At 42.8% G+C, this 15,929-nt stretch carries 16 protein-coding genes, 1 tRNA gene and 1 other RNA gene; 3 read left to right on the top strand and 15 right to left on the bottom strand.

From position 1 onward, the window contains the following. Nucleotides 1-102 precede the first annotated feature (102 nt). A non-coding RNA gene (gene ssrS / locus A7456_RS04670) (6S RNA) lies at nucleotides 103-292 on the top strand. Between the two features lie 144 nt (nucleotides 293-436). Further along, a tRNA-Asn gene (locus tag A7456_RS04665) sits at nucleotides 437-512 on the top strand. A gap of 129 nt (nucleotides 513-641) precedes the next feature. Here A7456_RS04665 and A7456_RS04660 read toward each other — a convergent pair. After that, nucleotides 642-1,658 (bottom strand): bifunctional nicotinamide-nucleotide adenylyltransferase/Nudix hydroxylase, encoded by a 1,017-nt coding sequence (locus A7456_RS04660; protein WP_067008091.1) that lies wholly within the window; start codon nucleotides 1,656-1,658, stop codon nucleotides 642-644. Nucleotides 1,659-1,750: 92 nt separating this feature from the next. Here A7456_RS04660 and nfuA point away from each other — a divergent pair, with 92 nt between their 5' ends. After that, complete coding sequence (nfuA, locus tag A7456_RS04655) at nucleotides 1,751-2,374, top strand: Fe-S biogenesis protein NfuA (protein ID WP_066884439.1); 624 nt, start codon at nucleotides 1,751-1,753, stop codon at nucleotides 2,372-2,374. 91 nt (nucleotides 2,375-2,465) lie between these two features. On the opposite strand, the gene A7456_RS11165 is transcribed toward nfuA, so the two are convergent. The 14 genes from A7456_RS11165 to pyrH all read right to left on the bottom strand — a co-directional run bounded on the left by A7456_RS11165 (nucleotide 2,466) and on the right by pyrH (nucleotide 15,840). After that, entirely contained in the window at nucleotides 2,466-2,594 is a 129-nt protein-coding gene (locus tag A7456_RS11165) for a methionine/alanine import family NSS transporter small subunit (RefSeq protein WP_145916061.1), read from the bottom strand. Next, a complete protein-coding gene (locus A7456_RS04650; RefSeq protein ID WP_067008088.1) occupies nucleotides 2,591-4,105 on the bottom strand; it encodes a sodium-dependent transporter in 1,515 nt (504 codons plus the stop codon). The genes A7456_RS11165 and A7456_RS04650 overlap by 4 nt, the downstream gene beginning before the upstream one ends. 203 nt (nucleotides 4,106-4,308) lie before the next feature. Then, nucleotides 4,309-5,082: an acyl-ACP--UDP-N-acetylglucosamine O-acyltransferase gene (gene lpxA, locus A7456_RS04645; RefSeq protein WP_067008085.1), complete on the bottom strand. Its 774-nt coding sequence runs from the start codon at nucleotides 5,080-5,082 to the stop codon at nucleotides 4,309-4,311. Nucleotides 5,083-5,094: 12 nt separating this feature from the next. Next, the gene (gene fabZ / locus A7456_RS04640) at nucleotides 5,095-5,583 is read right to left on the bottom strand and encodes a 3-hydroxyacyl-ACP dehydratase FabZ (RefSeq protein WP_406946785.1); all 489 of its coding nucleotides are present in this window, start codon (nucleotides 5,581-5,583) and stop codon (nucleotides 5,095-5,097) included. A gap of 51 nt (nucleotides 5,584-5,634) precedes the next feature. Beyond that, complete coding sequence (locus A7456_RS04635) at nucleotides 5,635-6,594, bottom strand: UDP-3-O-(3-hydroxymyristoyl)glucosamine N-acyltransferase (protein WP_067008081.1); 960 nt, start codon at nucleotides 6,592-6,594, stop codon at nucleotides 5,635-5,637. Nucleotides 6,595-6,596: 2 nt separating this feature from the next. Then, on the bottom strand, nucleotides 6,597-8,990 hold the full coding sequence (gene bamA, locus A7456_RS04630) for an outer membrane protein assembly factor BamA (RefSeq protein ID WP_067008077.1): 2,394 nt from the start codon (nucleotides 8,988-8,990) through the stop codon (nucleotides 6,597-6,599). Nucleotides 8,991-9,256: 266 nt separating this feature from the next. Next, entirely contained in the window at nucleotides 9,257-10,609 is a 1,353-nt protein-coding gene (gene rseP, locus A7456_RS04625; RefSeq protein ID WP_067008074.1) for an RIP metalloprotease RseP, read from the bottom strand. Nucleotides 10,610-10,674: 65 nt separating this feature from the next. Then, nucleotides 10,675-11,877, bottom strand: coding sequence for a 1-deoxy-D-xylulose-5-phosphate reductoisomerase (gene dxr, locus A7456_RS04620; protein ID WP_067008071.1), 1,203 nt, complete (start codon nucleotides 11,875-11,877; stop codon nucleotides 10,675-10,677). Beyond that, on the bottom strand, nucleotides 11,877-12,707 hold the full coding sequence (locus tag A7456_RS04615; protein ID WP_067008068.1) for a phosphatidate cytidylyltransferase: 831 nt from the start codon (nucleotides 12,705-12,707) through the stop codon (nucleotides 11,877-11,879). The genes dxr and A7456_RS04615 overlap by 1 nt, the downstream gene beginning before the upstream one ends. A 119-nt stretch (nucleotides 12,708-12,826) precedes the next feature. Further along, a complete protein-coding gene (locus tag A7456_RS04610) occupies nucleotides 12,827-13,165 on the bottom strand; it encodes a hypothetical protein (RefSeq protein ID WP_066884459.1) in 339 nt (112 codons plus the stop codon). A gap of 73 nt (nucleotides 13,166-13,238) precedes the next feature. Further along, complete coding sequence (locus A7456_RS04605; RefSeq protein WP_067008054.1) at nucleotides 13,239-13,466, bottom strand: hypothetical protein; 228 nt, start codon at nucleotides 13,464-13,466, stop codon at nucleotides 13,239-13,241. Between the two features lie 217 nt (nucleotides 13,467-13,683). Beyond that, nucleotides 13,684-14,436, bottom strand: coding sequence for a polyprenyl diphosphate synthase (uppS, locus tag A7456_RS04600; protein WP_067008052.1), 753 nt, complete (start codon nucleotides 14,434-14,436; stop codon nucleotides 13,684-13,686). 68 nt (nucleotides 14,437-14,504) lie between these two features. Then, complete coding sequence (gene frr, locus A7456_RS04595; protein WP_067008049.1) at nucleotides 14,505-15,059, bottom strand: ribosome recycling factor; 555 nt, start codon at nucleotides 15,057-15,059, stop codon at nucleotides 14,505-14,507. A 37-nt stretch (nucleotides 15,060-15,096) separates the two neighbouring features. Next, nucleotides 15,097-15,840: a UMP kinase gene (pyrH, locus tag A7456_RS04590; RefSeq protein WP_066884475.1), complete on the bottom strand. Its 744-nt coding sequence runs from the start codon at nucleotides 15,838-15,840 to the stop codon at nucleotides 15,097-15,099. Nucleotides 15,841-15,929: the final 89 nt, after the last annotated feature.

Genomic DNA, 15,929 nt, shown 5'->3' with positions numbered 1-15,929 from the left:
GTAAAAACAATAAAACATTGCCCATTTTAGCATAAAATCGCCCTTTTCGGCACGGTAAAAACCATTTAAATCTTGAAATTTTTACAAAATCATCGTATAATAGAAGCACTGAAACACTCGCCAGTTGAGAATACACCTGAGCCGATAATTACACTTATAGGGTAATGACTGTTTGTTGTGGTGTGTATATCCGCATCATCTGATGTATCGGACAACCTAAAACAACAAAGATTTACCCACCTTGAACTTTTGGTTCATGGGCAACACTTGACAGCGGTGTTTCGGTTTTTATTTTTAAGCGGACAGTATTTTTATACTAAATGATTGATTTTAAATAACAATATTTTTAAACTTAAAATTTTCATTAATTTTTTAAAAATTTGCTTGACAAGACATCAAAAATCTATATAATACGCAATCACTTGATACAAGTTATTCCCCAATAGCTCAGTTGGTAGAGCATCGGACTGTTAATCCGTGTGTCCCTGGTTCGAGCCCAGGTTGGGGAGCCATATTTTAAAACCCTTTTCTATTTTGGAAAGGGTTTTTTGTTTTCAGTATTAATTTTTGGTGTTAATATTAATTTTTGGTGTTAAACGGTACATTATAAATCCTACACCAACCAACGCCCAATCAAAGCATCACAGACCCAACATTTTTGTGATGATGCTATAATGGTCCTCAAACATCATACGCCCATCCAGCTCACCAAGCGGCAGCCAAAATGCACGGTTGGCATCATCACCTCCCACCACATCAGGTAAATCATCACCCATCAGTTCAAAATAAAACACGGTTGTTATCGTTCGTCCACGAATTGAACGCTCAGGTGCATCAAAGGTGTGGCTTGATTTTAGGGCATTGGGATTGATGATAAGCCCTGTTTCTTCTTGCAGTTCACGCAAAGCACAGTCAAGCAGCGTTTCATTTTTATCCAAAAATCCGCCTGCCAGTGCATACAGTCCACGCCCATATTCACCTCCACGTTCAACAAGCAGTACATGACCTGCCTGCACTACCAACGCATCCGCTGTAACAAATACAGGCGGATAAGGAGCTGATTGCCATGATTTTTGATAATCCAGAATATGGTGGCATTCACGTTGTAGGTGAGTAAAATCATCTGTTTGGGCAAACTTTTGTAAAAAATCCACGCTCGGGGCAGGCATGACATCTTGCCAGTGGTCGCCATTTTTTAGGCGTTCATTCAAAAAATATGCCCATCTTAATGGTGTGGCAGACAGATTTTTAAAATTTGACAATCCGACAAATTCCCAATTAGGAAATAATGACAAATAATAAGAGCTGTTATCTTTGACATGTCCAATCACGCCAATATGGGCAGATTTGTTTTGGGTGATACATAAAACGGCTCGCTGGATATTTTGTAGCCATTGATGATCATTATAAAGCGTATCATCAATGGGCATACAAATAATACGTTCATTGTCATTATTATCATTGTCAAACGCTTTTAAAATCATGCTTTGACGTTCATCAAAACTAAATGGATTTTTAAGAGTGCGTGGGCTATTTGCCGAACCAATGAGCATGATGACGGTTTTGGCACGATGTAGGGCTTCACGCACAACAAATTCATGCCCATGATGAAATGGCTGAAATCGTCCGATAAATACCAAATAATCAAATTGAGCCATGTTAAATCTCATTATTTAAAAAAATAGACTTGATAAAGTCAATTATGTTACCATAAAAGCATAAATTTTTATATTTTTATTGAGTTTTTACCATGAGTGACTTACAAAACGAGCCCCTAAGCAGTAACATCATCATCACACCGAGCGCTCAGGACTATTTGGCACAACTGCTTGCCAAGCAAGAAGTTTTAGGCATTGGTGTGCGTATTTTTGTAGAACACGCAGGCACACCACGAGCTGAATGTTGCATGAGTTACTGTCAGCCCGATGAGATTGACGAAGATGATTTACAAATTGCTTATGATAAATTTGTTGCCCATATTGATGCACCAAGCATTCCTTATTTGCACGATGCGGTGATTGACTACAACAAAGACCGATTTGGCGGACAATTGACCTTTCGTGCCCCCAATTCAAAAGTTCCTCAGGTGGGCGAAAATGCCAGTATTGAAGAGCGAATTACTTATGTGCTACAAGCTGAGATTAACCCACAACTTGCCAGTCATGGCGGTCATGTGGAGCTTGTGGAGATGATTGAAGATGATACAGGCAAAATCGCTGTACTCAAATTCGGTGGTGGTTGTCAAGGGTGCAGTGCGGTGGATATTACCTTGCGTCAAGGCGTAGAAGTTCAACTCAAACAACAAATCCCAGAACTCACTCAGGTCATTGATGAGACTGACCATACCAAAACAGAAAATGCCTATTATAAATGATTGATGAGATGACACAAAAAAGGGCATGGATTTGCCCTTTTTAATACCCTCTTTATAAACAACAACTCATCAAGGTCATTTATTCTGATTATTAATGGTCGCTTGGCACTTTGTCCATGTCAATATCAGGATTTTGGGTCAGATGAATGATGGATAATATCAATCCCCCCCAAACGATGGATAAAGCTACTACCATGACGACCAATGCGATACTATTCATGCGTTTTCTCCTTCTGTGGATTTATGTTGATGATGTGTGGCGTGAGCGGGTGCTTTGGTCAATAAGAATGAACCGAGTGCAAACACCGCCACCACACCCCAACCAAAGATGAGCTGAGTTGCCAAATCATAGCTGTCATAACCCTTGGTAATCAGTGAGAACACACTTAACCCCAACGCCACGATGAGTGAAATGGGCGTGATAATGGTCAGCATAAACACCCAACCTTTACCCACTTTCACACTAGATATGGCATTGATATGACTGATGAGTTTATCCATCACAGGACGATTAAACCATGTTACCCAAATGATGGACAAAATCGCCCCTGTTACCACGCCGATATTATTGGCAAAATGGTCAATCACATCCACAAATGTAATCGCTGTTTTGGTAGAAAATAAAGCCAGAGAAATCAGAGCTGACACACCGCCGACCGTGCTAACTGCTTTTTTGTGCGACCAGCCAAATTTATCCTTAACCGCTGAGATTGGTACTTGTAGAATGCTTGCCATGGAGGTAACCCCTGCCACAAACAGCGAACCAAAGAACAAGATGCCAATGAGTGTGCCAGCATCGCCCATCGTGGAGATGATTTTTGGAAAAGCGATGAACGCCAAGCCAATGCCACTTGACACAACCTCTGATACAGGCACGCCTGATTGCACCGCCATAAAACCCAGCACCGAGAAAATCCCAATGCCTGCCATAATCTCAAAAGATGAATTGGCAAAGCCAACCACCAAACCTGAGCCTGTCAAATTGGCATTTTTCTTTAAATAAGATGAGTATGTTACCATAATGCCAAAGCCAATGGACATTGAAAAAAAGACATGTCCATAAGCGGCAAGCCACACTTTGGGGTCAGCCATTTTCTCCCAGTTGGGTGTAAAAAAAGCATTTAGACCTGTGGATGCCCCATTTAACTGCACCGCCTGCACCACCATGATGGTAAACATGACAATAAGTAGCGGAATGCAAATTTTATTGGCAAGCTCCACCCCCTTACGAATACCACCATACATGATGAACAGAACCAGTATCCACACAATGGCAACCCCAATAAATAAGTTTGGTACGATGCCAAAATCTAACCCAGAACCATTTTGTAAATAATGCTCAAAGAAAAAGGTCTGTGGATCATTACCCCATTTTTGTTCAAAGGCGTACAGCATGTATTGCCCTGCCCACGACAGCACGGAGGCATAATAAATCCCGATGACGGTACACACCAGCACCTGCCACCAGCCCACGATTTCTTTTGATTTAATCATTCGCCGATAAGCGGTAGGCGGAGCTCCATGGTATTTTTGTCCTGCAACATAATCCAAAAACAGCAACGGAAATCCTGCACTTGCCAAAGCAACCAAATAGGGAATAAAAAACGCCCCGCCACCATTTTCATAGGACACATAAGGAAATCGCCAAATGTTACCCAAACCCACCGCCGACCCAATCGCCGCCAAAATAAAGCCTGAGCGTGCCGACCAACTTTCTCGTTGTATGGACATAATTACTCCTTGTTAATGTTTTGGCAACTCCATTTAATGGGGAATTTACCCATTGTCATCTGTTATGCCAAATCTGTTAAATTTTGTAAAAATATTTTATCCTGCATAGTTTGATTGAATCAATTAAAAAAGTCAAATAAATAAAAAAATAAAAACCCATAACAAAATATTATGGGTTGGTGATAACATTTGTAGACTTAAAATTAGCGAATCAGTCCACGCTTGCTGTTTTGTAGCGACTTGATAAATAATGCCACTTTTGGCTCATCCGCTACCCATGTGGACAGTTCAGCAATCACATCCGCCTTAACCTTACCAGAATGAAAGACCACATCATAGGCTCTGTCCAATGTGTTTATGATCTCTTTGCTCCATCCTTTACGTCTCATGCCCTCTTTGTTTAGTCCGTGTACCTTGGATGGGTTGCCTGATACGGTTGTAAAGGCGCAGACATCTTTTAAAATCAAGCTCGCCCCACCAATCATAGCATAATCATCAATCCGACAAAATTGGTGCACACCCGACTGCCCGCCGATGATTACATGATGACCAACATAAGCATGTCCTGCCACACCCACGTTATTGGCAAATACGTTATGGTCGCCTACCACACAATCATGAGCAATATGGGTATTTACCATAAATAGATTATTATTGCCAATTTTGGTCAAACTGCCGCCGTCTGCTGTGCCACGATGCAACGTACAGGATTCACGAATGGTGTTATCATCGCCCACTTCTAGGTAAGTGGTTTCACCTTTGAATTTTAAATCCTGCGGTATCTCACCAATGCTGGCAAATTGAAAAACCGTATTACGCTTGCCAAGTGTGGTATGATCACCCACGATGGCATGTGATTTTAAAACAGTGTCCTCACCAATTGTAGTATTTTTGCCCACGATACAGTATGCCCCAATGCTTGCGGTTGGGTGTATCACGGCGGTTGGATCAATGATGGCGGTTGGGTGTATGTTCATGATACTGCCCCGTCATCTTAGCTTTTGACGGGCAATCATAATCTGGGCACTGCACGCCAGCTTAGCATCCACGTGGGCATTGCACTCAAATTTATAAATTTCACGTTTGGCGGTGATGAGTTTTGAGCGAATTACAAGCGTATCGCCTGTGCTGACAAGTTTTTTAAAACGCACCTTATCCACGCCTGCAAACAAATACAGATAGCCATCTTCGGACGATTGTCCTGCACTGACAAAACCCAAAATGCCTGACAGCTGTGCCATGGCTTCTACCATCAAAACCCCCGGCATGACAGGATTGTCAGGAAAATGCCCATTGAACAACTCTTCATTAATTGTGATATTTTTATAACCTGTAATCCAGTTGTCTGCTGATATCGCCGTCACACGGTCAATGAGCATAAAAGGATAACGGTGAGGCAAATACCGTTTAATAATGTCATAACCAAATGGCAAGGTTAGATTTTGAGCCGTTAAGCGTTCGTGGTCGCCATCGGTCATCAGTGTTAAGTCTAGAAGAGAGTTTGTCATAAGTTTGTCCGTTTTATACAATCACTTTTGTCCGCTTTGGCGAAATTTGATGGCTGCTCGACGCCAGTCTTGGGTGGGCATGGCGGTCGTGCCCGATGAATACGAATCTGCCTTATCTATACTTTGGGCGACAAAGGTTCTGCCTGTCAAGGTCGTACCATCTGCAATCATCAAATGCCCTGCAATACCCACACCCCCCCCAATAATACAGTTTGTGCCGATATGAGTACTGCCTGCCACGCCTGTCATGGCAGCGATGGCAGTGCCATCCCCAACATGCACATTATGGGCGATTTGCACCAAATTATCAATAATGACATCATCACCGATTACAGTATCGCCCACCGCCCCCCTATCAATACAAGTATTAGCACCGATACGCACACGATTTCCAATGACGACACGCCCCAGTTGGTGAATTTTTTGCCAAGATAACCCATCTGTCTCCACTTTTGGAGCAAAACCAAAACCCTCTGCACCAATGCTGGCATGAACATGAATTTGCACTTCATCGCCAATCACACAATGATGTGCAATGACAACATGTGAGTCAATCTGACAATCATCCCCAATCTGCACAAAATCACCAATGACTGCATATGCCCCAATTCTGACATTTTTGCCAATGATGGCAGTGGGTGAGATGATGGCGGTTGAATGAATGCCCTCATCTGCTTGATGGTCAAATAGCCCACTCACAGAAGCATATGCCAAATACGCATCTTTGACAAGGATAACGGTTGTATTAGGCAAGGCTGGCAGTCTGTCCAAAAATCGCTCCGACACCAATATCACACCCGCCTGACTTCTTAGCAAATCGGGCAAATAACTTGCCTTTGCCAAAAATGCCAAACTCTTGCCATCAGCATTCGCCAAATCTGAGACACGATTGACCGACACATGAACATTCATCAGTGCATCTTTATTTAGCACTTTTTGACAATGTTCAATGGCACAAATCAGTTTATCCAAACCGATCATGATTAAAATACGCTGCCAATTTGGAATTGGACATTTTCTACTCGGTCGCCTTGTTTGTCATTTAAGGGTTTAGCATAGCTAATAGAGATAGGACCAATTGGGGTATACCATGTAACACCAGCACCCACACTATAACGCAACTCTTTATCCTGCTTGATGTATGTTAGCTCATCATTGACAACCCCAATCTGTGTCAATTTGATTTTTTCGCTGTCAAGATTTGTGGTGCTAAATGCTTGACCTGCATCAAAGAAAAGCACAGGACGCACCTGATTTGCCCAGTCGCCTTTAAATGGCACAGGTAAGATCAGCTCTGCCCCAAAAGTTGCCAAAGCATTACCACCCACCTCCTCGCCACGATAATTACGAGCGTCCTTTGCCAAAGCATAAGAGCGAGACAAGGGGCCAAGTGATGATGCTTCAAAGCCACGCACCGAACCATAACCACCAGCATAGAAATTTTCATAAAATGGCAAGTTATTGCCATAACCTAGGTGAGCATGACCACGGAGCACCGTGCCTCTCCATAGCGGATAGTAGGCATTTAGGCGGTAGTTTAACTTTTGAAACGTTTTATCGCCAAAGCTCAAATTGACATCAACATTATGGCTCATCCCTTTGGTTGGAAATACAGGTCTATCAAGGCTAGAATAGCTCCATCCTAGCACCCCACCATAAATGGTATAATCGTTGGTAAAACTCACGCCATCTTTATCAATGTCTGCCTTACCGCCATCTTCTAAAAGTTGTTTGACGTTGGCGATGCCCATATGACTGCCACCACGTACTTTGGTTTTGTCAATGGTAAAACCACCACTGATGCGTTGATTTTCATCAATGGGATAACCATAAATCAAGCTGCCGCCGTAGGAGTCAAGTACATAGTTGGAGATATTTTTGTTGTCATATTTGGTTTTGCGATAATAGGCACTCATACTTTGAGAGACACCATTAACGGTGAAATAGGGGTCAGTCATGCCCAAACTATAATTATCACGAGTCTCTGAACGACTAAATGACATATTGGCTCGGTTACCTGTTCCCATAAAATTGGATTGGGACAAATCCACTTGAAAGGTCATGCCACCACTTTGAGAATAACCTGCGGCGATGGTTGATGAACCTGATGGCTGTTCTTCAACCATGTAGTTAATATCCACCTGATCGGGACTGTTTGGTACAGGTTTAACATCTACTTTGACATCTTTAAAAAATCCTGTTCTCATGAGTCTAACACGAGACAGCTGAATTTTTTGGTTGGATGCCAACGCTCCTTCTAGCTGACGCATTTCACGACGCAACACCTCATCTTTGGTTTTTAGGTTGCCTGTAAAATGAATGCGACGAACATAAACAGGGCGTACAGGATCAATATAATAATCCACATTCACCGTCAAAGTTTCATCATCAATCCTTGGCACAGGACGGATTTGGGCATAATAATAACCATCATCTCCGAACTTATTGGCAATGGTGGCGGTGGTTTGGTCAAGCTGTTCTTGTGAATAGGTGTTGCCTTGCTTGAATGTAACCAGCTCATTTAGCTCATCACTGCGATATGTGGTACTACCCAAAAACTGAACCTCACCGAATTTATATCGCTGACCTTCATTGATGGTTGCCTCAATAAAGACCTTTTTCTTCGCATCATCAACGTTTAAGGTTGCATTATCCACGCTCATACGCACAAAGCCGTCATTTAGATATTTGGCTTTGATATTCTCCAAACTGGTGTTAAGTTTTTCTTGGCTATAACGGTCAGCCTTAGACAGCGGATTCCATTTTTTATCTTTGACCACAAATTCATCTTTTAGCTCATCATCACTAAAATGTGTGTTGCCAATGATGCTAATATCTACCACACGAGCAGGCTTACCCTCAACAAAGTGAATGTCAAGTTTAACACGATTGCCATCTAGTTTGGTTTGCTTGACTGTAATATCAGCATTATAATAACCCTGTGAGATGTACTGATTTTCAAGCTCACTTTCTAAGGTCTGTACGGTCGCCTGTTTTAGCACATTGCCAACCGCCAGTCCTGCACCCTCCAAACCTTGTTTTAAACCATCCTTGGCAATGAGTTTATTGCCATCAAAATTTAGCTCTGCGATGATCGGACGCTCTGCCACGTAAAACACCACATGCCCACCATCAACATTTGCCTGCACGTGAGAGAACTGCTCGGTTGCGTATAAAGCACGAATACTGTCTGCCAAAGCATCTGCTGTTAGTGTCTGCCCCACACCCAAAGGCAATACCACTTGCAAACTTTGGGGGGTTACCCGATTAAGTCCATGAAATTCAATAGCACTGACAGTATCATTGGCATAAGCTGTGGCGGTCATGGTCATCATCACAGACGTGGTTAAGGTTTTTGTCAAAAAAGAAGTACGCATAACAGGTTCACTCAAAGTCATTTACTCATCAGCAACAATACTAAAATCAACAGTTACAAGTGTATATTGATAATGATTGAATGTGGCAAATGTTAAATTAATCAAAAAAATAAATATGGTGTAAGTTAAGCCAAAAAATCAATTTTGGCAAGTAAAATTATCAAATTTTTAAAAATTTTCTTAAAACATTACTCAATGATTGCCAAAAATCACGTTTAGCGTGTATCAGTATTTCTACCGTCTACCCAATGGACAGATGAACCGCCCTAACCAAACACTCGCAATATGTCATTACCAATGGCAAGCACCATCATGCCAAACAGCACCAACATACCCACTTGTAATCCTGCCATTTGTAATCGTTCGCTCATGGGTCTACCCCAAATCAATTCATACGTATAAAATACCAAATGCCCACCATCTAATACAGGTATTGGCAAAAGATTTAGCACAGCAAGTGATAGGCTAATCAGCCCTGCGGTAGACAACACTTGTTGCCAGCCCATCTGTATGCTGTCCTTAGAGACCTGAGCGATACTAATCGGGCCAGACAAATTATCAAGTCCGATCAGCCCTGTTAGCATCTTACCCATAGATTTGAGCGTCATTACAGACAAATCATAAGTTTTGATGAAAGATTGTTTTAGAGCTTCTGTGGGCGTATGACTGACCATCATTTTATAATCATCAGGAACAGTCAGATCAAATTCTTGCACCCTTGCCCCAATTTGTCCCACCGTGCGATTGTCTACTTTGACGGCACGTGGCATGACTTTAATATTCACGCTTTGCCCATCTCTGATGATGCCAAACACCAACAATTTTTCAGGGTTATTTTGGATAATTTCGGTAGCAATGAGCCAATTTGTTATCTTTTGACCATCAATATGGGTAATCCTATCGCCTGTTTTTAACCCCATTAATGCCCCTGCCCCATCAGATGTGAGTGAGCCTATCACAGGCGGTATGATGGGTCGCCAAGGCAGAACACCAAATGCACTCAGCGGGTCTTTGCCCCCATCTGCCCCCTGCATAAAACCATCAATAGCCACCGCCGTCTCGCCCTTATCGGTCGCCACAACAACTCTGCCACGCTCACCCATGCGGTCAGCTAAGGCAAAATTCACACTCTCCCATGTGGGTGTGTTTTTACCATCAATGGCATGTATCACCTCACCTACCATCAGTCCACTGGTGTGAGCGGGGCTGTCATTGACAATCCGTCCGATTTTGGTAGATAACTGCTCGCTTGGCTGCAAAAACAGCACAAAAAACAGCCCCACGGCGATGATAAAATTCATCAAAGGACCCGCTGCCACGATGGCAATTTTTTTTAAAGGATGCTGATTGTTAAATGCCAAATGTCGCTCACTCTCGGCAACCTCCCCCTCTCGCTCATCTAACATTTTGACATATCCGCCAAGTGGTATGGCACAAATGCGGTAATCTATGCCTGTCTTAGGGTTTGTCCAGCCAAACAGCCGTGTACCAAAGCCGATAGAATAAGTCAGCACCTTAACACCACACAGCCGTGCCACGACATAATGACCCCACTCATGTAGGGCGACAAGGGGCGTTAGGATGAGTAAGGCGGATAAAAATAAATATAAAGCGGTCATGCTTTTTGGATTCTCTTCATGCTTAAAAAATACTTGCTTAAAAAATATCTTTAAAAAATTTTAAATCAATCATTTAAATCCCTTAAATAAACGTCCGTCCTATCTCGCACTCGCCTATCCAATGCCAAAATCCCCTCTGGCTCATCAAAACTTTTTCCAAAGTCTGCCCCCAACTCATCATCATCTAACACACGCTCCACCGTGTCAGCGACGTCAGTTAGGCGAATGCGACCATCCAAAAATGCCGATACCGCCACTTCATTGGACGCATTTAAGGCAACACATGCCCCAGTACCTGTCCGTATGGCATGACGGGCAAGGTCTAGGGATTTAAATTTATTCTTATCGGGGCGGATAAATTCTAAGGCGGACATTTCAAATAAGCTCAATGATTTCACACCGCCATCCATGCGATTAGGGTATCCCAAAGCATGGGCAATGGGTACTCTCATGTCAGGTGAACTAAGTTGCGCCAAAATAGAGCCGTCCACATATTCCACCATAGAGTGAATGATGCTTTGGGGGTGAATGGCAATGTCAATTTGAGCGTCAGATAGGTTAAACAAATGACAAGCCTCAATCAGCTCCAAACCCTTATTCATCATGGTATTAGAATCCACCGTGATTTTACTGCCCATGTTCCAGTTGGGGTGAGATACGGCTTGGGCTACTGTGGCATTTTTCATCTCATCATAAGACTTGTGTAAAAATCCACCACCACTTGCGGTCAGCCACAATTTTTTTATGCCAAATTCACTGCGATGAATGGCGGTATTATCGTCTTGAACCGCCCTTGGCAAACATTGAAAAATGGCATTATGCTCACTGTCAATGGGCAAAAGGGTTGCTCCATGCCTGCGTGCGGTACTCATGATGAGTTCACCTGCCATGACAAGGCTTTCTTTATTGGCAAGTAGCACGGTTTGCCCTGCCCAAACTGCCGATAAAGTAGAGCGAAGCCCTGCTGAACCAACAATGCCCGCCACAACTTTATCCGCCCCTTTATCGCCTGCCAAATCCATCAAACCATTTTGACCGCCCACCACGTCAATCGCCAAATTTGCCGATTTTAATCGCCCAGCAAATTCATCCACCTTATCAGATGGCACACCCACACGACTTGGGCGAAATTCTACGCACAGTTTAAATAATTTATCCAAACGACCAAAGCCCGATAAAGCATACACAGGCAATCCTACATGACGAACGATGTCAAGCGTGCTATCACCTATGGAACCTGTCGCTCCAAGTACCGTCAATGCTGTCATCACAAAAGCCCCTTTAAATCACCAAGTGCAGGCAATACGCCCAAATACACAAGCACCAACACCCCAAGTGCAAACACAGGTGTGGCAGACAGCAGACTGTCAATACGGTCAAGCACCCCACCATGCCCAGGCAAAATGCTGCCAGAGTCCTTAATCCCCGCTCGTCTCTTTAACATCGATTCAAATAAGTCGCCCAGCACACTTGCCAACACCGTAAGCCCCGACAAGCCCAAAAAGGCAATGAGTGCCACCGTACCAAGCTCTAATCCAAAGCCCACACCCATCGCCACAAAACTTGCGGTAATGATGCCACCGATGAAACCCTCTATGGATTTATTGGGTGAGACGTTGGGTGCAAGTTTACGTTTGCCAAATTTGCGTCCGATAAAATACGCCCCACTGTCGGCACACCACACAAGCAAAAATACATACATAAGCCACCAAGGCGATACTTGCCATAAGCTGTATATGGCGGTAATACTGGCGGTCAAAATGATGATACCCATCAAAAACAGACGTTTACCGTACCATTTTTCCTGGGCAGGATACACACGCACCCATTTGGTCGCCATCAGCCATATCCCAAAGGAGAGTAACCACCACACCGCCCATGTCTGCCAAATAAAGACACTTATCATCGTTATCGCTAGGGATAACATGATAAATAAGACAGGCTGTTTGAGTTTGGGCATGAGTTTTGTCCACTCATGGGAGGCAATGAGTGTGCCTATGGTCAAAAGTGGCAAAAACAAAAAGGGTTGGCGACTGGTAAACATCGCCACACCCACGATAATCACAAGTACGATTGCTGTTTTTATTCGTTGCCACATTTAAGGTTTTCCAGTTTTAATAATCTCAAAAGTAATATAACACTCGTAAGGTGCGTATTACACACCGCCATTGGCATTGTGCTTTAAATGGTGCGTGATATGCACCTTATACTTAAAACTCAAACTACCATTTTTATCAAATAACGCATATAAAATAACGAAAACACCAATGCCACAATAGAAAAATACACCGCCCATTTCGCCTTTTGGTTGGCATTTTCTAATTGCTCGTTTGAAAATTGTCCATTGGTACAATAAAATTTTACCACTTTTTTAAAAATAAATTCACAAGCCAAAACAATCAATAACGCCACAGAAATCCAAATCGCCCCTTCTTTTCTTAATAGCATTACCAGTACTTGTTTATCAATTACCATTAACATAAAAAACAGAATAATTAATGGCACACTAATGGGTAATTTAAATAAATAACGGTAAGTTTTTTGCAATTTATTCATAAAAATTTCCTTTTAAGCTTTATCACTTCACTCAATGGTGCATAATACGCACCTACGCTCAATGAATAATTTATCAATCTTGCCAAATTACCAAATAACCCGCCACTATCAAGCTGATAATATAAATAGTCCAACCTATTTTATTAAAAATACTTAATTGATTTTGATTAAAATTTTGTTTTAAAAACCATTTATCAAGAAAGGCATAAATACCAAATAACAAAACCGCCCAAATCACACCCAAGACAATAATAAACAATGTATTATATTTTGGAATGGCAATAAATACACAAAATGACATGCTAAAAAATGCCGATTAAATGCCTTTATTTTTATCCAAAAAGTCGTATTTAAATAGGTTTTTCATTGCTATTTTATTCTTGATTTTTATTAAACTTCCTGCAAAACTAGTTTTCCGTTCGCCCTGAGCTATGCCTGCGGGTGGCGGAAAACCGTTATGGTTTGACAAGCTCACCACGAACGATTTTCTTTAATTTAGGGTTTTGCAGGAAGTCTATTTAATTGTCATTATTCTGAACTTGCTCACTGGTTTTACCAAAACGTCTTTCACGATTGCCAAAGTCTTGTATCATCCTATCTAGCTCATCTGTCCCAAAATCAGGCCATAACGTGCTGGTAAAAAATAGCTCAGCATAAGCCAATTGCCACAACAAAAAGTTAGAAATACGCCATTCGCCCCCCGTACGAATGAGCATGTCCACGCATGGTACATCAGAGAGTGCGACATGCTGTCCGATAAGGTCTGCATTGATGTCATTTGGGGCAAGATTTCCATTTTGTACTTGTATGGCAAGTTTTTGACACGCCAAGGCGATGTCCCATTGTCCGCCGTAGCTGATGGCGATGACAAGTGTCATTTTGTCAAAATGGGCGGTTTGGGTTTCAGCATCTGCCATCAGAGCTTGTAAGTTGGGATTTAATATTGATCTGTTGCCGATAAATCTTAGGCGAATTTGGTATTTGTTCATGCGTGGCAGTTGCTCATGGATGGTGTTTTCAAGCAATTGCATGAGTAAATCCACCTCTGGCTGTGGTCTTGCCCAGTTTTCAGATGAAAAAGCAAACACCGTCAAAACTTTAATGCCCCGTGCCAAACAATGCTCTACAATGGGGTCAAGTGCATCTTTACCCTTGATATGCCCTGCCCCTGCCTGCAAAGCGTGAGCCTTGCCATAACGGTTATTACCATCCATGATGATGGCGATGTGTCGGGGCAGATTAACAATGGGGGGCAATGGGGTCTTTGACATGATAAATGGGCAGATTAATGAGTGAACAAATAGGGCGAATGACTCGCCCTGTGTTTAATGGTTGTCCATCAAACTTCCATAAGCTCGCTTTCTTTTTTGGCAAGGCGAGTATCAATTGCTTTGATAAAGTCATCGGTGAGCTTTTGAATGTCAGCCTCAGCACGGCGTTCATCATCTTCGCTGGCTTCTTTGTCTTTGACCAGTTTTTTAATATCACCTAACATATCACGGCGGATGTTACGCACTGACACACGCGCAGATTCAGCATCAGAGCGAGCCAATTTTTGCATGTCCTTACGAGTCTCTTCGGTCAGGGCAGGCATTGGCACACGTATCACATCTGCACTCATGGGATTAAGTCCAAGGTCTGCTTCACGAATTGCTTTATCTACCGCCTGCACCATAGAGCGGTCAAAAGGTTGCACAAGTAGGGTGCGACTGTCTTCTACATTCACACTTGCCACCTGATTTAAGGGCATGTCCGAACCATAGTAGTTCACCATCACACCTGACAAAATACCAGGGTGAGCACGCCCAGTACGCAACTTAGCAAACGCACCTTCTAGGGCTTCTAGGGCTTTATCCATACGGACTTTACCGTCTGTTTTGATTTGATTAATCATAAGGGTTTCCTATTTTTACAGTCATTATTAAAATGAATCAGTGATACACTCGTGTGCCTTCTTTTTCGCCCATGACAACATTTAGCAAGGCGTTGGGTTTATTCATATCAAACACTTGTAGGGGTACGTTGTGTTCACGACACAGGGCAATGGCGGTCAAATCCATCACACCCAATTTGTCTTCTAGGGCTTTATCAAAGGTTAGACTGTCATATTTGACCGCATCGGCATGGACGCTTGGGTCTTTGTCATACACGCCATCTACTTTGGTTGCCTTTAAGATAAGCCCCGCTTCAATCTCAATCCCACGCAAACACGCTGCTGTATCAGTGGTAAAAAACGGGTTGCCCGTGCCTGCCACAAAAATACACACCTCGCCATTATTTAGATGGCGAATGGCCTCACGGCTAGAATATGGCTCGCCAATGGTAGCGATGTTTAGAGCGGACATCAGACGACATTTGATGTTACGGCGTACTAGGGCATCACGCATGGCAAGCCCGTTCATCACAGTGGCAAGCATGCCCATTTGGTCGCCTGTTACACGTCCAACCAGCCCTTCTTTTTGCAAGGTACTGCCACGATACAAATTACCACCGCCAACAACAATCCCTACTTGCACACCAAGCCCTCGCAAATGAGCAATAGACAAGCTCATCTTGTCAAGAATGGATGCGTCAATACCCATGTCTTTACCCCCTGCTAAGGCCTCGCCTGAGAGCTTCAAGAGAATACGAGAGAATTTTGGATTTTTATCGTTGGGATTATGAACATCTGGCATGGCACACCTGTTATTGTTGACATATAGATTTGGTAATTCTATCACATTTTGTCAAATATTGTAAATTAAAAAGACAAACCCTGTCTACC

The organism is Moraxella nonliquefaciens, from assembly GCF_001679005.1.
Lineage (GTDB): Bacteria > Pseudomonadota > Gammaproteobacteria > Pseudomonadales > Moraxellaceae > Moraxella > Moraxella nonliquefaciens.
The sequence above is the reverse complement of the archived record's forward strand: the minus strand, read 5'-3'. Positions and strand labels throughout refer to the sequence as shown.